This window comes from Pseudomonas sp. SL4(2022) (genome assembly GCF_026625725.1).
Classification (GTDB): domain Bacteria; phylum Pseudomonadota; class Gammaproteobacteria; order Pseudomonadales; family Pseudomonadaceae; genus Aquipseudomonas.
In genome coordinates, this window is sequence record NZ_CP113060.1 from 2491011 (window position 1) to 2508576 (window position 17566).

A 17566-nucleotide genomic window follows, 5' to 3' on the forward strand; every position below is an offset into this window, starting at 1 on the left:
AGCTGGGCGGTAGAAAGAGGGGGCGAATTCTAACCCATACGGCGCGATCAGGCATATGAAGCTTGATCATCTGGCGGACAAGTGGGGCTCATCCAGATGTGCTGTCAGCTCAGCATGAACAGCGCGGTGCCGGTGAACAGTGCAGTGAACTGGTGTGCCGGCATGGGCCTGCCGAGCAGGAAGCCCTGCACCTCGTCGCAGTCGTGGCCGCGCAGGAAATCCAGCTGGGCCAGGGTTTCCACACCCTCAGCGATCACTGTGAGGTTGAGGCTGTGGGCCATGGCGATGATCGCCCGGGCGATCTGACCGTCCTGCTCGCCGTGGGGCAGGCCGTCGACAAAGCTGCGGTCGATTTTCAGCACGTCGATGGGGAACTGCTTGAGGTAGTTCAGGGAGCTGTAACCGGTGCCGAAGTCGTCGATGGCGATACACACCCCCAGCTGTTTGAGGCTGGTGAGGGTTTGCATGGCATTGGTGACGTCTTCCATGAGGATGCTTTCGGTCAACTCCAGCTCCAGGCAGGCTGCCGGAATTGCGCTGTGCTGGATAATTTGCTCCACGCGCTGGTGCAGGTTGCCCTCGGCGAACTGGCGAGCAGAGAGGTTGACGGAGATTTTCGGGACCCGGACTTTGGCAGCGTGCCATTCCGCCAGCTGGCGGCAGGATTCGCGCAGCACCCAGTCGCCCACCTGCACCACCAGGCCAAGCTCTTCCAGCACGGGGATGAACTCCCCAGGTGGCACCAGGCCACGCAGTGGATGCTGCCAACGCAACAGCGCTTCGGCACCCGTCAGGCGCTTGCCATCGCCAGAAAACTGCGGCTGATAGTCCAGGCGGAATTCGCCCTGTTCAAGGGCGTGGCGCAAGTCGCTCTCCAGCTCCAGGCGTTGCAGGGCGCTGGCGTTCATGTCGGCCTGGTAGAACTGGAAGTTGTTTTTGCCACGCTCCTTGGCATGGTACATGGCGGTGTCGGCGTTCTTCATCAGTTGGCTCAGCTCGTTGCCATCCTGCGGGCTGAGGGCGATGCCGATGCTGGCGGTGACGAAGAACTCGCGGCCTTCGAGAATGAATGGCTGCTCCAGGCTGGCGAGAATCTGCTCACCGACATGAATGGCGCGCGTGACGGCCGTATCTCGCTGAGGCTGGGAGCGCAGCAGCAAGGTGAATTCGTCACCGCCCATGCGTGCCACGGTGTCATCGCTGTCCACGCAGGCGCTCAGGCGTACCGCTACATCCTTGAGCATGCGGTCGCCGGCGGCGTGGCCGAGAGAGTCGTTGATCGGTTTGAAACGGTCGAGGTCGAGGAACATCAGCACCACCCACTCTTGGTGCCGTTCGCCGTGTTGCAGAGCGTTGTGCAGGCGGTCCTGAAACAGCGTGCGGTTGGGTAGCTGGGTGAGGGCGTCGTAGTAGGCCAGACGGTGGATACGCTGCTCACTGGCCTTGCGTTCACTGATGTCGCTGAAGAAGCACACGTAACTGACCAGGTCGCCGTCGTCGTCCTTCACGGCTGTAATGCCGACCCAGGCCGGGAATTTTTCGCCGTTCTTGCGCTTGAGCCAGACTTCGCCTTCCCAGCTGCCTTGCTGATTGAGTTGGCGAACCACATACGCCAGGTGGCTGGCCTGCTGGGTATCGGCCGTCAGTACATTGGGCAGTTGGTCGAGAATCTGCCGCGAGCTGTAGCCACTGACGCGGCTGAAGGCGTTGTTGACCTGGACGATATAGCCGGCCGGGTCGGTGACCAGGATCGCGGCTGTGGAGTGTTCGAAGACCGTCGCGGCCATGCGCAGATCTTTTTCCGCGCGGCGCTGCAGGCTGATGTCGCGACCGACGCCGAGCAGGCCTTCGAAGCGTCCGCTGTCATCCCACATCGGTACCAGGCGCAGCTCCACCGGAATTTTCTGGCCGTCGGCGCGCAGTGCATCGAACACGAAGAGTTGTGGGCGAAATTGCTCACGCAGTTCGGCCAGGCGCTGCGGGTCGCCAAGGGCGTTGCGCACTCGATCGAGCAGCTCATAGACGCCGATCAGCTGGCGTGGATTGGTCGCCAGGCTTTGAAAGCCGTTGGCCAGCACCCATTCGCTGTCGTAACCCAGCACAGGCTTGACCGACGGGCTGACGTAATTGAGTTCCAGGTGACTGTCGGTGGAGAAAATCACGTCGCTGATGCTTTCCGCCAGCAGGCGATAGCGCTGTTCGCTGGTGCGCAATGATTCACTGTGGGTGATCTGCTCGGTGATGTCCTTGGCCACGCCGATCAGACGGCTGACCCGGCCCTGCTCGTCGCGCGCCAGCGCCTGCTCACGGATGTCAAACCAGTGCCAGCTGCCGTCACGGTGCCGCCAGCGCAGTTCGAACTGCATCAACAGACCGTTGCCGACCACCTGCTGGATATTGCGCATGCGCTGATACAGCTCGACATCATCAGGGTGCAGGATTTTCTCCCACATGCGCTCACCCAGCTGATGCACCTCGGCCTTGCTGTAACCCAGTTGCGGGCCGAGATGGTTGTTGCTGTACATCACCCGTTGGCTGCACATGTCGTGCACATAAATGGTGTCCGGAACGGCCTTGACCACATCCGACCAGAAGCGCTCGCGTTCGATCAGTGAGGTTTCGATGCGCTTGCGGTTGGTGATGTCGCTGATGCTCAGTGTCACCGCTTGCAGATCGTCGATGCTTTCCGGCAGGCGCAAGAGCAACCAGAGGTGACGATCATGACCTTGTGGCGTGCGGATCTGGCGCTCCATCTCCAGCTGCCTGCTGCCATTGAGCAGCGCCGCCAGTAGTTGCATGCGAAAGCCGTCCGGGCGCAGGCGGCCACTGTTGAACAGGTGCTGCCAGGCCTGCTGGTTGGACTCTACACCCAGCAGTTGCAGGGCTACCTGGTTGGTTTCGGTCAGGCGCAGGCGCTGGCAGATTTCGGTGTGCTGTTGTGGGTCGCGCTCCAGCCAGCCTTGCAGCTCGTTCGAACTGCGCACCTGGTTTTGCCGCAGGTAACTGCTCAGCTCGGCGAGGTCAAGTACACAGAGCGCGGTGCCGGTGCCGTCAAAGATGTCCTGGTAGCGCCGTCGGGTCTCCTGCAGCACCTGTGAGGCGCGCTGCTCTTCGGTGACGTCGCGCAGCACCCAGACAAAGCCGGTACGTCGGTTGTCTTCGCTGAGGTCGCTGCGGCTGATATCGAACAGATGGGTGTGGCCATTTTCCTGGATTTCTACCAGGTCCGGGCCCAGGTCGTTGTGCAATGCTGTGTCGTGCAGCAGGAGCGGGTCGAGGCGTGGCAGCAGGTCGAGCAGGTGCCAGTCATGCGCGTCGCTGGAACTCAGCCCGAACATCGCTTCAGCTTGCGGGTTGAGGTATTGCAGCTGACCGTTGCTGTCAGTGACCAGCACCCGCTCTTCAATGGCGCCAAGGACGCTGGCGGCCTGTTGCAAGGAGCGCCGCGAGGCGCTGTTGAGCGCGTGCAAGGCGCGTTGTTCACGCAACAGGCGATACAGTGCCAGCAATGTCAGGGTGGCGCAGAGAATAAACAACAGCAGTTTGCTGGCCTGCTGCGGCAGTTGCTGGGCACGTACCTTGCGCTCATTGAACAGTGCGCGCAGTTGCCAGTCGCTGCCCTTGAGCGGGGTTTCCAGCATGCTTTGGTCAAGGTTCTCGGCGGTAACGGGAGGGGCGATGGTGGTGATGTCATCGTGTTGGGTGGTATTGCTGGCAAGCACCCGCTGTACGTTGCGGTCTTCCAGCAGCCATTGATGCGGGCTCTGATGATGTTTCTGCAGCCAGCCGCTCAACGCCTGATTGCTCAGGCGCAGCACCCATACTCCGCTGGCCGGGCTGTCTGGGTTGTGCCGCAGCAGCAGATAGATACGCCCGCGATCATTGGCGCTGAACGCGTAGAAAAAGCTTTCGCCCTGGCTGCGCTGCAGCAGCTCGCTCAGGTACAGCGCGTCATCACTCGGTGCATGGCTATCGGCGAGCACCTCACCTCGGGCATTGAGCCAGGCCAGGCTGCGCAGGGTGGGAAATACGCTGCGCAGGGTCTGCAGCAGTTCGTCGGCGTTACCCGTCGGGACTTTATGGTTTTGCAGCAGCGCCTGGCCGGCGCTGGCCTTGAGGTCCATGTTCAGGCTCAGATGGTTGGCCAGTTGTGAGCTGTAGGCCAGGCCCAGCTGACGCTGGTTGTCGAGCAGTTGCTGGGACTCCTGGCGCAACTGCCAGAGCAGCAGCACCAGCATGCTTAACACCAGCACCACCACCGCGCCGCGGGTCGGTCCACGCATCGCTTCGGCCGATAAGACGCCGGGCGAACGAGGATGGGAAGGGGGCGTGGCTGCTGACAACGAAGGCATCCTGGGACTGCGCGATAGGACTGACCCCTGAGGATGCTCGCATGGGCTAACTGCAGGGGGCGGGTAGCATGCCATAACCGTGGCAAAGTGCCAGCGCAGCCGACGAGCGTTGTTTGCCCTGTATCGCGCATTCCGGTAGCTTTGCCGCACGCGCGCGCGACTGTACGAACGACGCTGTGCGCCTGGCGGCACCGTCCCCGCCGTGTAGCCTCAGGCTGCACGCATCAGTTGGCGGCTTCTCTTTCGTTTCAACCCAGAACCAAGGTCATCATGGCTCAATACGTCTACACCATGCATCGGCTCGGCAAAGTCGTACCGCCGAAGCGGGAAATCCTCAAGAACATCTCCCTGTCGTTCTTCCCAGGCGCGAAGATCGGCGTACTCGGCCTCAACGGCTCGGGTAAATCCACCCTGCTGAAAATCATGGCCGGTGTAGACACCGAGTTCGACGGTGAAGCGCGGCCGATGCCCGGTTTGAACGTGGGCTACCTGCCGCAAGAGCCGCAACTCGACCCGAGCAAGACGGTGCGGGACGTGGTGGAAGAGGCGGTTAGCCATATTAAAGATGCGCAGGCACGCCTGGATCAGGTGTACGCCGCGTATGCCGAACCGGACGCCGACTTCGACAAGCTGGCCGCCGAGCAGGCCAAACTGGAAGCCATCCTGCAGACCAGCGACGGCCACAACCTGGAGCGTCAGCTGGAAGTGGCGGCGGATGCCCTGCGTCTGCCGGCCTGGGATGCCAAGGTTGAGCACTTGTCCGGTGGTGAGAAGCGCCGTGTGGCACTGTGCCGCTTGCTGCTGTCGGCGCCCGACATGCTGCTGCTGGACGAACCGACCAACCACCTGGACGCCGACTCGGTGGCCTGGCTGGAGCACTTCCTGCACGACTTCCAGGGCACCGTCGTGGCGATTACCCACGACCGTTACTTCCTGGATAACGTCGCCGGCTGGATTCTCGAGCTTGACCGCGGCGCGGGCATTCCATACGAGGGCAACTACTCCGGCTGGCTTGAAGCCAAGTCGGATCGTCTGGCTCAGGAGTCCAAGCAGCAGTCAGCCCATGAAAAGGCCATGAAGGAAGAGCTGGAGTGGGTGCGCAAAGGCGCCAAAGCCCGCCAGTCCAAATCCAAGGCCCGCTTGCAGCGCTTCGAGGAAATGCAGTCGCAGGAATTCCAGAAGCGCAGCGAGACCAACGAAATCTATATCCCGGTTGGCCCGCGACTGGGCGACAAGGTCATCGATTTCGTCAACGTCAGCAAGGGCTACGGCGACCGCATGTTGATCGACAACCTGTCGTTCAGCATGCCCAAAGGTGCCATCGTCGGCGTGATCGGCGGTAACGGTGCCGGTAAGTCGACCCTGTTCCGCATGCTCATGGGCAAAGAGCAGCCGGACGCGGGCAGCATCGAAATCGGTGACACCGTGCAGATGGCCTGTGTTGATCAGAGCCGCGACGACCTCGACGGCGGCAAGACCGTGTGGGAAGCCGTGTCCGATGGCTTCGACATGATCAAGGTCGGCAACTACGAGATGCCGTCGCGCGGTTACGTCGGTCGTTTCAACTTCAAAGGCGCTGACCAGCAGAAGTTCGTCAAAGACCTTTCCGGTGGTGAGCGTGGCCGTCTGCACCTGGCGCTGACCCTGAAAGAGGGCGCCAACGTGCTGCTGCTGGACGAACCGTCCAACGACCTCGACGTGGAAACCCTGCGTTCGCTGGAAGAAGCGCTGCTCGACTTCCCCGGCGCGGCCATTGTGATCTCTCACGATCGCTGGTTCCTGGACCGTGTGGCGACGCACATTCTGGCGTACGAAGATGACTCGCACATCGAGTTCTTCGAAGGCAACTACACCGAGTACGAAGCGGACCGCAAGAAACGCCTGGGTGATGCTGCCGCGCAGCCGCACCGCGTGCGGTACAAGAAGCTGGCCCAATAAGCCAGTTCGTTATTAAACGGAGCCGCAAGGCTCCGTTTTTGTTTGTGGCGCACAGGCAGAGAGTGTTCTTTCACTGATCTGCGGCAGTTTTCCGGTGATAGGCCGGCGCAGACTGTTCAGGCTGTATTGCGAGGAATACTGCCATGACCCGTTTCGATCCTCAGATAACGCTTTACCGTCTGCTTAATGAATACACTGCACGTGCCCATGCGATTCGGCGCGACCTGGCGAATCGCCACGCGATGGCCGCCGGCGACCAAGCTCAGCTGCGGCAGAACGATGACGTTCTGCAGGCATTGTTGTTAGAAGCCGAGGATGCATTGCGCCAGGTCGGCCTGGCCAAACTGCGTCTGGCTGAAGGGCGCTACGGACTGTGCCTGGGCTGTGGATCACGCATCAGCCCGGAACGACTCGAAGCGTTACCGATTGCGGAGTACTGCCTGGTTTGCGCTGAACGGTATTGAATTCAGCGCTGCCGGATTTCTGCCAGCAGACGACGCGCTGCCGTTTCGGCGGCATCGCTGTATGGCCGCAGGACGCTGGCGGCTCCGGCGTGATGCAACGCCTCGGCGTCGCCGGCACGAAAGGCGCTGAGGGTGATCTGGCCCTTGAATGCGGCGCTGCGCAAGGCGCGCAGGAGAATGGCGTTGACCTCGCGCTGAGGAATGGTGCTGATCAGGGCCTGGGCGTGGCTGAGTGGCATATGGCTGAGAAAGTCCGCATCTTCGGCGTCGCCATAGCACACGGTCAGGCCTTCCTCGCGGGCTTGTGCCAGCGCCTGTGGGTCGAAGTCCACCCCCAGTACCCGCCTTCCGCCTTGCTGTAACTGGCTGGCCAGGTTGCGGCCATAACGGCCCATGCCATATACGATGATATCCGGCTGGTCGCCGGGGGCTGCCGTGTCGTCAGCGTTCTCGCGGTGGGCGATGGCGCGTTCAAATACGCCCAGCCAGGGCGAGAAGCGCACAAACAGCGGTTGTGCGTAGAGAATCATATAAGTCGACAGGGTGATGGTAATCAGCCCGACCAGCGTCGTCAGGCCCAGCGCCGGCTGGCCGATATGTCCAAGGCCGATGCCCATGGCCACGAAAATGATGGAGAACTCGCTGATCTGCGCCACGGTTAGTCCGGCCATGAATCCTGTGCGTTTGCGGTAGCCCATCCAGCCCATGATCGCCATGACGATCAACGGGTTACCGATCAGGACAAAGGCCGAGAGGATCAGCGCGCTGCCGACTTGACCGTGGATATAGGCAAAGTCCAGCTGCAAACCCAGGTGCAGAAAGAAGAACAGCAGAAGGAAGTCGCGCAAGCTGGTCAGGCGGCTGGCCACGGCTTCGCGCAGTGACGTGGAGGCCAGGGAAAACCCGGCCAGAAAGGCGCCAATTTCCTTGGACAGGCCCAGCGAGTCCGCCCCGGCTGCCAGCAGGGTGCCCCAGGCAATGGCCATCAGCATGAGCAGCTCCGGGGAGTCCGCCATCATGTTCAGCAGCCGGGGCAGGGCGTAGCGCATTAGTAGAAACAACACCGCCAGGCTGCCCAGCAGCGTGAGGCTGAGTAGCCATGGCGACATCGCCGGTTGCTCGGCGGTGCCCGGCTGGTACAGGTTGAGGCCCAGCATGGCCAGCACCACGGCAATGTCCTGAACAATCAGAAAGCCCATGGCGATGCGCCCGTGCAGCGAGTCGATCTCGCCTTTGTCAGAGAGCAGCTTGACGATGATGATGGTGCTGGAGAACGTCAGGGCAACGGCCACATACAAGGCGGTCAGCCATTCCAGACCCAGCAGGTAACAGAGGATGAAACCGAAGACGATGGTAAAACTCAGCTGACCCAGCCCGGTGGCCAAGGCTACCGGGCCGAGGGTGCGGACCAGGCGCATGTCCAGTTTGAGGCCGACCACGAACAGCAGTACGGTGATGCCGATTTCCGCCAATAGCTGCAGGGGTTCGTTCTCACTGCTCAGGCCCAGCACGGCAGGCCCAGCCAGAATGCCCACCAGGATATAAGCGATGATCAGTGGCTGGCGCAATTTGACCGCGATGCCCCCAACCACCGCGGACAGGGCCAGCAGGATGGCGACCTCCTGAAACAGATTCATGCAGCACTCCTCGGTAGTTGGGCGTGATTGTAGGAGCCTCCATCGAGGCTGCGCTTGCGTTGCGTCAAGCATACGGCTTGTGGATGAGGGCTGATGGGGTGATTATTTCGCCAGCCCCTCTGTCCAAGGATTTCCAATGCCAGACTCCGTCGCAGCCCATTTGCGCCTTGCGCCTGAATCCCTGACCCGCCCTTTTGCTCCCGAGCAGTTCAATTTCACCAGCACCGCAGACCTGGAGCCCTTCCGTGGCGTGTTGGGTCAGGAGCGCGCCGTCGAGGCACTGCAGTTCGGCGTGGCGATGCCGCGCCCCGGTTATAACGTGTTTGTCATGGGCGAGCCCGGTACCGGGCGTTTCTCCTTCGTCAAACGCTACCTCAAGGCTGAAGCCAAGCGCCTGGAGACCCCGGCTGACCGGGTGTACGTCAACCATTTTGACGAGCCCCGCGAGCCGCGCGCGTTGGAGCTGCCGTCCGGCACTGCCGGCGAATTTCTCGCTGACATCAACGGCCTGATCGATAACCTGCTGGCGACTTTCCCGGCGGTGTTCGAGCACCCCTCGTTCCAGCAGAAGAAAAACGCCATCGACCGCGACTTCAACAAGCGCTACGACCAGGCCCTGGATGTGGTCGAGCGCCTGTCGCTGGAAAAGAGCGTCGCGCTATACCGTGACAGCAGCAACATCGCCTTCACCCCGATGCTCGATGGCAAGGCGCTGGATGAGGCCGAGTTTGCCCAGCTGCCGGAAGCCGAGCGCGAGCGCTTCCATGCCGATATCGCCACCCTGGAAGAACGCCTCAACGAGGAGCTGTCCAGCCTGCCGCAGTGGAAGCGCGAGTCGAGCAACCTGCTGCGTCAGCTCAATGAAGAAACCATCACCATTGCCCTGCAACCGCTGCTGGCGCCGCTGTCGCAGAAGTACGCGGAAAACGCCGGGGTCTGCGCCTACCTGCAGGCGGTGCAGGTCAATCTGCTGAAGACCGTGGTCGATCAACTGGTCGAAGTGGAAAAGGCCGACGCCCAGACCCGCAAGCTGCTCGAAGAGCAGTACTGCCCGAGCCTGGTGGTCGGTCATCACGCCCAGGGCGGCGCACCGGTGGTCTTCGAGCCGCACCCGACCTACGACAACCTGTTTGGTCGTATCGAATACAACACCGATCAGGGCGCGCTCTACACCAGTTACCGCCAGCTGCGCCCAGGCGCATTGCACCGCGCCAACGGCGGCTTTCTGATTCTTGAAGCGGAGAAGATGCTTGGTGAGCCGTTTGTCTGGGATGCGCTCAAGCGCGCCCTGCAATCGCGCCAGTTGAAAATGGAGTCGCCGCTCGGTGATCTCGGCCGCATTGCCACCGTGACCCTGACCCCGCAGATGATTCCGCTGCACCTCAAGGTGGTGATCATCGGCTCGCGCCAGCTGTATTACACGCTGCAGGACCTCGACCCGGACTTCCAGGAGATGTTTCGCGTGCTGGTCGACTTCGATGAAGACATTCCGCTGGCCGACGACAGCCTCGAGCAGTTCGCCCAACTGATGAAAACCCGCACCTCGGAAGAGGGTATGGCGCCGTTGACCGCTGCTGCCGTGGCGCGGGTGGCGACCTACAGCGCGCGCCTGGCCGAGCATCAGGGGCGTTTGTCGGCGCGTATTGGTGATCTGTTTCAACTGGTCAGCGAAGCCGATTTTATCCGCAGCCTGGCTGGGGATGAGGTGACCGACGCCGGGCATATCGAGCGCGCGCTAAAGGCCAAGGCCACCCGCACGGGCCGCGTTTCGGCGCGGATCATCGACGACATGCTGGCCGGTATCATCTTGATCGACACCGCCGGCGCGGCCGTGGGCAAGTGCAACGGCCTGACTGTGCTGGAAGTCGGCGACTCGGCTTTCGGTGTGCCAGCGCGGATTTCCGCCACGGTCTATCCGGGTGGCAGCGGCATCGTCGACATCGAGCGTGAGGTCAATCTGGGGCAGCCGATCCACTCCAAGGGCGTGATGATCCTCACCGGCTACCTCGGCAGCCGCTATGCCCAGGAATTCCCCCTGGAGATTTCCGCGAGCATCGCCCTGGAGCAGTCCTACGGCTATGTCGACGGTGACAGCGCCTCGCTGGGTGAGGTCTGCACATTGATCTCGGCCTTGTCGCGCACGCCGCTCAAGCAGTGCTTCGCCATTACCGGCTCGATCAACCAGTTTGGTGAAGTGCAGGCGGTGGGTGGGGTCAACGAGAAGATCGAAGGCTTCTTCCGCCTTTGCGAAGCACGCGGTTTGACCGGTGAGCAGGGGGCGATCATCCCGCACTCCAACGTCACCACCTTGATGCTTGATGAGCGGGTGCTGCAGGCGGTGCGTGCCGGGCAGTTCCATATCTATGCTGTGCGTCATGTCGACGAGGCGTTGGGCCTGCTGGTCGGTGAAGAGGCCGGGTCGCCCAATGAGCAGGGGCAATTCCCCGCAGGCAGCGTCAATGCCCGGGTGGTTGAGCGCCTGCGCGATATCGCCGCCATGGGGATGGAGGACGAGGATAAGGAGGAGCCTAAGAAAGAGGAGCCGGCGGCTGCGGCCAAGGAGAAGAAGCCGCGGGCGAAAAAGCCAGCAGCGGAATGACTGGTGTATATGCACCATTCGTCCGGTGGCTGGTCAGTCATTGAACGAATGGTTCGGGCGGGCAGGGCGACTGGCTCTGCTCGCCTTTTCCTCACTTCATCCACACAGTTATCCACAGCTTGTGGGGATAACTGCTGGCTTCCCACTGGTGCGTGCTCGGGTGTAGGCTGAATGCCTGCTTCCGAGAGGGTCGTCGCCATGTCGCGCAACCTCAATCTCACCCGCCATTGCCTGGGCCTGGATACCCGGATTGAGTGTGCGGTACTGCCACTGGCCGGCAACAACGGTCTCTGGACGCTGATCTGCGCGGCCGGCATGTCCGGTTCGCAACCCTCTGCCATCAAGGCGCAAGGCCCTTTCCACGGGGCTTGTGAGGCAGAAAGCATCCTCGCTGACATTGCCGATAACCTTCGCGGCATGGGCTATGAGCCCTGTGTTGACGTGCCCATCTGGCGCCTGCATATCCAGGCCCGGCTGCGGCAGCTGAATGGTGAACGCGGGCATCCGCTTAGCCATTGTCAGTTCCGCCCAGAAACCTGAGTGGCAGTCTGGCGCTGACGTGTACAGCCCTTGTAAAGCCTTGCTCGGGCGGGCCTGCAGTCATTAATCCTGACCCCATGAACAAGGTTATCCACAGTTGGCGGGGATAGCTCCGGCAAGTGCATGCTCTGTGCTATGTCAGTCTTGTCTGGCCCAGTACGCTGGGTATACTCGCCGGCAGTTTTGAACCCCTGAGTGAGCCCTTTATGGAACGCTTTATCGAAAACGCCATGTACGCCTCCCGCTGGCTGCTGGCTCCCATCTATTTCGGCCTGTCGCTGGCCTTGTTGGCCCTGGCGCTGAAGTTCTTCCAGGAAGTCTTCCATATCCTGCCGAACGTGTTTGCCATGGCTGAAGCAGACTTGATCCTGGTGCTGCTGTCGTTGATTGACATGGCGTTGGTCGGCGGTCTGCTGGTGATGGTGATGATCTCTGGTTACGAAAACTTTGTGTCCCAGCTGGATATTGAGGAAGGCACTGAAAAACTCAGCTGGCTGGGCAAGATGGACTCCAGCTCGCTGAAGATGAAAGTGGCGGCGTCCATCGTGGCGATTTCCTCGATTCATCTGCTCAAGGTCTTCATGAATGCGCAGAACATCGAAGACAGCAAACTGATGTGGTATGTGATCATTCACATGGCCTTTGTGCTTTCAGCCTTCGCCATGGGCTATCTGGACAAGTTGACCAAGCACGACCACTGATCCATGACCTGTGCGACTCACCGCCCGGCCGTTGTAAAACGGACGGGCGGTTTGCTTTGTGCCTTGTGCTTTTGCTGCGTTGTACAAGAATTGTATTTGTATGGAATTCTGTATAACTTTGCTTGCATGAGGATATGCCATGAACCTTCAAGATCTTTCGCTGCACGCCCATGCCGGGCATATCGATGCCCTTAACCTGATTTCTATTGAGGGTGGTATCTATCTGTTGGAGGCGCATATGGAAGGACGCGCTCATCCGCTTAGCGATGGCCATGGCAAGACCTTGCACCTGCGCTCAGTCGAGCATGCTCGAGATCTGCTGCATGATCTCCCACGCCTGCCTTTTCATCTGGTGCATGCCGTGGTGCATGACGAGATGTGCGGCATGCAGGATGGCAGCCAAGACACCTTGCGCGTGCCGATTTCCTTCAATTCCTCCTGGTAACGACTCTGCCTATGGCTATTCGCCGGCTTGCCCTGGTGCTGGGTGATCAGTTGTCCTTCGATCTGCCCAGTCTGCAGGCCCTCGATCCGCAGCAGGATGCTGTGCTGCTGGCTGAAGTGGCGGCAGAAACCGACTATGTGCCGCACCATCCGCAGAAGATCGGGCTGATTTTCAGTGCCATGCGCCACTTTGCTGAGGCCCTGCGCGAGCGCGGTTGGCGCGTGCACTACGTCAAGCTGGATGACGCACAGAATAGCGGCTCGCTGCCAGGTGAGTTGCAGCGCTGGGCCACGCAGTTGCAGGCGGCCGAGGTGCATCTCACAGAATGCGGAGAGTGGCGGCTGGAGCAGGCTCTGCAGGTTTGTGGCTTACCGATCACCTGGCATGCTGATAGCCGTTTTATCTGCGCTCGTGACGAGTTCGCTTGCTGGGCCGAAGGGCGTAAGCAGTTGCGCATGGAGTTCTTCTACCGCGAAATGCGGCGTAAGACCGGTTTATTGATGAATGGCGACGGCACGCCAGTGGGCGGTGCGTGGAACTTCGATGCGGAAAACCGCAAGGCGCTGCCCAAGCAGATTAAGGCGCCGATGGCGGCGCGCTTCCCGGCGGACGCCATTACCCAGGACGTGCTGAAGCAGGTGGCCGAGCGCTTTAGTCATCATTACGGCAGTCTGGCGTCTTTCGATTACCCGGTGACCCATGCCGAGGCCGAGGCGCTGTGGCAGCACTTTCTCGATTTCGCTTTGCCGGCTTTTGGCGATTATCAGGACGCTATGGCGGTGGGTGAGCCGTTTCTGTTCCATGCGCGGATCAGCGCGGCGCTGAACGTTGGTCTGCTGGACGTGCGCCGCCTGTGTGCCGATGTTGAGGCGGCTTACTGGCGCGGTCAGGTGCCGTTGAACGCCGCGGAAGGCTTTATCCGGCAGTTGATTGGCTGGCGCGAATACGTGCGTGGCATTTACTGGATGCACATGCCGGAGTATGCCGAGCGCAATGCCTTCGGCAACACTCGGCCGTTACCGGCGTTCTACTGGACCGGCAAGAGCCGCATGAAATGCATGAGTCAGGCCATCGGCCAGACGTTGGAACATGCCTATGCCCACCACATCCAGCGGCTGATGGTCACCGGCAACTTCGCCCTGCTGGCAGGTATCCAGCCCCGCCAGGTTTGCGACTGGTACCTGGCGGTGTACATGGATGCCTTCGATTGGGTCGAGCTGCCCAATACCCTGGGTATGGTGATGCACGCTGATGGTGGCTACCTGGGCTCCAAGCCCTATTGCGCCAGTGGTCAGTACATCAAACGCATGTCCAACTACTGCGGTGACTGCGCCTACAAGGTCACGGAAAGCGTGGGTGAGCAGGCCTGCCCGTTCAATGCGCTGTACTGGCATTTCCTTATGCGTCACCGCGAGCAGCTGTCCGGTAACCCTCGGTTGGGCATGATCTATCGGGGGTTGGACAAGATGGGGGAGGTCAAGCAGCAGGGGTTGTGGGCGCGCGGCGAGCAACTGCTGGCGCGGCTGGATGCCGGTGAGGTGATATGAAAAAGGCCGAACTGCCGGTCAAGACCTGTCAGGTGTGCGGCTTACCCTTCGCCTGGCGCAAGAAGTGGACGCGGTGTTGGGATGAGGTTAAGTACTGCTCGGAACGCTGCCGTCGTCACCGTTCGGCGAGTGCTGGCGGTTAGAGCAGGCGGATGCTTTGTGCTAGGCTGGCCGACCTTTTTTAGCCCCTAGCGGAGCCGTGCTATGTCCGATATCAATCTCTCGACTGACGAAACCCGTGTCAGCTACGGCATCGGCCGTCAACTGGGTGGTCAGCTGCGTGACAATCCACCGCCGGGCGTGAGCCTGGACGCCATCCTGGCGGGTCTGACTGACGCCTTCAGTGGCCAGCCAAGTCGCGTCAGCGAGGCCGAGCTGTCGGCCAGCTTCAAGGTCATCCGCGACATCATGCAAGCCGAAGCAGCCGCCAAGGCTGAAGCCGCTGCGGGTGCTGGTCTGGCTTTCCTGGCTGAGAACGGCAAACGTGACGGCATCACCGTGCTGGCTTCCGGTCTGCAGTACGAAGTGCTGACTGCTGGCGAAGGCGCCAAGCCTTCCCGTGAGGACAGCGTGCGTACTCACTACCACGGCACCCTGATCGACGGCACGGTGTTCGACAGCTCCTATGAGCGCGGCGAGCCGGCTGAGTTTCCTGTTGGCGGCGTGATCGCCGGTTGGACCGAAGCCCTGCAACTGATGAATGCCGGTAGCAAGTGGCGCCTGTACGTGCCGAGCGAGCTGGCTTACGGCGCGCAAGGCGTGGGCAGCATCCCGCCGCACAGTGTGCTGGTGTTTGATGTGGAGCTGCTGGACGTTCTCTAACGCCTAGTCGGTTTCCTTCGCGGGCATGCTGCGCTCTTACTTGTGTAGGAGTGGGTCATGCCCGCGATGCATTTCAGGGGCGCAATGCCCGGGCATAGCAGTAGAGAAACAGGTTGCGCACCAGCTCCTTGAGCACCAGCGGCTCACTGGAGTTCAGTTCGTGCAGATCCAGGTCACCCTGGTCACGCAGCTCATCCAGCGCATCTTCCTGAAGCAGGGCGCAGACTTCGCCGGTGTTGCGATTGAGGATGCGCAGGTAGGGGTGTGGGCGGTCCAGCCAAGCATCAATCAAGTACGTCATAGCTCATCTCCCTTTAAGTAGTTAGATGAGAATAATTCCTATTAAATTAATAGCAAGTACTTATCGCTGCCTTTCGTCGTGGTGTCAGGGTTTGTTGTGTGGTGGGGGGGTAAAACGCGGGCACAAAAAAACCGATACAAAGTATCGGTTCTTCTGTTGGGATTTTCTCGAGTGAGTGATCCCCAGTGTTCAGCTTTGCAGCTTAAGCTGCTGCAGCTTCGCCCAAGGCCTTGATGTGGCCATTCAGGCGGCTCTTGTGACGAGCGGCTTTATTCTTGTGGATGATGCCTTTATCGGCCATGCGGTCGATTACTGGCACAGCCAGGGTGTAAGCGTTTTTAGCCAGATCGAGATCTTTGGCTTCGATAGCCTTGACCACGTTCTTGATGTAGGTACGAACCATGGAGCGCTGGCTGGCGTTATGGCTACGACGCTTCTCAGCCTGTTTTGCGCGTTTTTTGGCAGAAGGTGTATTGGCCACCGTCAAGCTCCTCGAAAAAAACTGGGGGGTTACAAACAAATAAGGCCGCGAATCATGCCGATGTGAGGGAGTACTGTCAAGCCTATTGGCTTTTCCCCGTGCTGGCCTGACCAGTGGCGGGCCGTTACACTCGTCGCTTTTGCGCGCCAGTGCTCGTTTGTGGAGCAGGGATACTACATGAATTTGCTCAAGTCGTTGGCTGCTGTCAGCTCCATGACCATGCTCTCGCGGGTTCTGGGGTTTGTGCGCGATACCATTATTGCCCGCACTTTCGGGGCTGGCGTGGCTTCTGACGCCTTTGTGGTGGCGTTCAAATTACCGAATCTGTTGCGTCGAATTTTTGCTGAGGGTGCATTTTCCCAAGCCTTTGTGCCGATCTTGGCCGAATATAAAACCCAGCAGGGTGATGAAGCAGCGCGCACATTTTTGGCTTATGTCACTGGCCTGCTGACACTGGTGTTGGCGTTGGTGACCTTGATCGGGGTTCTCGCGGCGCCCTGGATTGTTTGGGCGTCTGCGCCGGGTTTTGCTGATGAGGCGGAGCGCTTTGCGCTAACCACCGATCTGCTGCGCATCACCTTTCCTTATATTTTGCTGATTTCCCTCTCATCCTTGGCAGGGGCTGTGCTCAACACCTGGAACCGCTTCTCGGTGCCGGCCTTTGTGCCGACACTGCTGAATATCAGCATGATCGTTTTTGCGCTTTTTCTGAGCCCTTATTTCGATCCGCCAATCATGGCGCTGGGCTGGGCGGTACTGGTGGGCGGTCTGGCACAGCTGCTGTTCCAGCTGCCGCATCTGCACAAGATCGGCATGCTGGTGCTGCCTCGCCTGAATCTCAAAGACTCGGGCGTTTGGCGCGTACTCAGGCAGATGGGGCCGGCGATATTCGGGGTGTCGGTCAGCCAGATTTCGCTGATCATCAACACCATCTTCGCTTCCTTTCTGGTTGCTGGCTCTGTTTCCTGGATGTACTACGCCGACCGCTTGATGGAGTTGCCGGCTGGTGTGCTCGGCGTGGCGTTGGGCACCATTCTGCTGCCGGCTTTGTCGAAAACCCATGCCGGCGCCAGTCGCGAGGACTACTCTAAACTGCTCGACTGGGGTTTGCGCCTGTGTCTGGTGTTGGCGCTGCCCAGTGCGGTGGCGTTGGCGATTATCTCCGAGCCGCTGATTGCCTCGTTGTTCCAGTACGGCAAGTTCACCGCAGCCGATACCTTGATGACCCAGCGCGCCTTGATCGCTTATTCGCTGGGTTTGGTTGGCATCATTCTGGTGAAAATTCTCGCGCCGGCCTTCTACGCCCAGCAGAACATCAAAACCCCGGTGCGTATCGGGCTGGTGACGCTGTTGGCGACCCAGGTGATGAATGTGCTGTTTATCTTTGTGATTCCCCTGGCGCATGCCGGACTGGCGCTGGCCATTGGCTTGGCCGCCTGTCTGAATGCTGGGCTGTTGTACTGGCAGCTACGCAAACGTGACATGTTCCAGCCGCAGCCGGGTTGGGTGCTGTTCCTCGGCAAGTTGTTATTGGCGTTGTTGACGATGGTGGGCGTGCTGCTGCTGGCCATGCAGTACCTGCCAGGCTGGGCGGACGGCACCATGCTCTGGCGTTTGCTGCGCCTGGGTGGGTTGGTTGGCGTGGGCATGCTGGCTTATTTGGTCGTGTTGGCGCTGCTGGGGTTCCGTTTGAAGGACTTTGCGCGGCGCAGCGCACTCTGAGCATCGGTTTACGATCT

The 17566-nt window shown here is 60.4% G+C and carries 14 protein-coding genes; 10 read left to right on the forward strand and 4 right to left on the reverse strand.

The features are described from left to right. Positions 1–104 precede the first annotated feature (104 nt). Entirely contained in the window at positions 105–4283 is a 4179-nt protein-coding gene (locus tag OU997_RS11745) for an EAL and GGDEF domain-containing protein (protein ID WP_256582935.1), read from the reverse strand. Positions 4284–4622: 339 nt separating this feature from the next. Between OU997_RS11745 and ettA the strand changes: the two genes are divergently transcribed. Together ettA and OU997_RS11755 are read left to right on the forward strand one after the other, a co-directional pair. Then, a complete protein-coding gene (gene ettA, locus OU997_RS11750; RefSeq protein WP_108486894.1) occupies positions 4623–6290 on the forward strand; it encodes an energy-dependent translational throttle protein EttA in 1668 nt (555 codons plus the stop codon). A gap of 143 nt (positions 6291–6433) precedes the next feature. Continuing rightward, complete coding sequence (locus OU997_RS11755; protein ID WP_108486895.1) at positions 6434–6754, forward strand: TraR/DksA family transcriptional regulator; 321 nt, start codon at positions 6434–6436, stop codon at positions 6752–6754. Between the two features lie 2 nt (positions 6755–6756). Here OU997_RS11755 and OU997_RS11760 read toward each other — a convergent pair whose 3' ends face one another. After that, entirely contained in the window at positions 6757–8391 is a 1635-nt protein-coding gene (locus tag OU997_RS11760; protein ID WP_108486896.1) for a cation:proton antiporter, read from the reverse strand. Between the two features lie 136 nt (positions 8392–8527). Between OU997_RS11760 and OU997_RS11765 the strand changes: the two genes are divergently transcribed. The 7 genes from OU997_RS11765 (at position 8528) to OU997_RS11795 (ending at position 15045) form a co-directional block, all read left to right on the forward strand. Beyond that, positions 8528–10990: a Lon protease family protein gene (locus OU997_RS11765; RefSeq protein WP_267806734.1), complete on the forward strand. Its 2463-nt coding sequence runs from the start codon at positions 8528–8530 to the stop codon at positions 10988–10990. 198 nt (positions 10991–11188) lie between these two features. Beyond that, the gene (locus OU997_RS11770) at positions 11189–11530 is read left to right on the forward strand and encodes a hypothetical protein (RefSeq protein WP_108486898.1); all 342 of its coding nucleotides are present in this window, start codon (positions 11189–11191) and stop codon (positions 11528–11530) included. A 206-nt stretch (positions 11531–11736) separates the two neighbouring features. Next, positions 11737–12231: a TIGR00645 family protein gene (locus OU997_RS11775; protein WP_108486899.1), complete on the forward strand. Its 495-nt coding sequence runs from the start codon at positions 11737–11739 to the stop codon at positions 12229–12231. A gap of 139 nt (positions 12232–12370) precedes the next feature. After that, on the forward strand, positions 12371–12676 hold the full coding sequence (locus OU997_RS11780; RefSeq protein ID WP_108486900.1) for a DUF6482 family protein: 306 nt from the start codon (positions 12371–12373) through the stop codon (positions 12674–12676). Positions 12677–12687: 11 nt separating this feature from the next. Further along, positions 12688–14223 (forward strand): cryptochrome/photolyase family protein, encoded by a 1536-nt coding sequence (locus OU997_RS11785; RefSeq protein WP_267806735.1) that lies wholly within the window; start codon positions 12688–12690, stop codon positions 14221–14223. Continuing rightward, positions 14220–14366, forward strand: coding sequence for a DUF2256 domain-containing protein (locus OU997_RS11790; RefSeq protein ID WP_108486902.1), 147 nt, complete (start codon positions 14220–14222; stop codon positions 14364–14366). Before OU997_RS11785 ends, OU997_RS11790 begins: the two co-directional genes overlap by 4 nt. Before the next feature lie 61 nt (positions 14367–14427). After that, the gene (locus tag OU997_RS11795) at positions 14428–15045 is read left to right on the forward strand and encodes an FKBP-type peptidyl-prolyl cis-trans isomerase (RefSeq protein WP_108486903.1); all 618 of its coding nucleotides are present in this window, start codon (positions 14428–14430) and stop codon (positions 15043–15045) included. A 73-nt stretch (positions 15046–15118) separates the two neighbouring features. On the opposite strand, the gene OU997_RS11800 is transcribed toward OU997_RS11795, so the two are convergent. Further along, positions 15119–15346, reverse strand: a complete 228-nt coding sequence (locus OU997_RS11800; RefSeq protein ID WP_267806737.1) for a hypothetical protein — start codon at positions 15344–15346, stop codon at positions 15119–15121. A 202-nt stretch (positions 15347–15548) separates the two neighbouring features. Next, positions 15549–15827, reverse strand: coding sequence for a 30S ribosomal protein S20 (rpsT, locus tag OU997_RS11805; protein ID WP_108486905.1), 279 nt, complete (start codon positions 15825–15827; stop codon positions 15549–15551). A 177-nt stretch (positions 15828–16004) separates the two neighbouring features. Here rpsT and murJ point away from each other — a divergent pair, with 177 nt between their 5' ends. Continuing rightward, the gene (gene murJ, locus OU997_RS11810; RefSeq protein ID WP_108486906.1) at positions 16005–17549 is read left to right on the forward strand and encodes a murein biosynthesis integral membrane protein MurJ; all 1545 of its coding nucleotides are present in this window, start codon (positions 16005–16007) and stop codon (positions 17547–17549) included. Positions 17550–17566 lie beyond the last annotated feature (17 nt).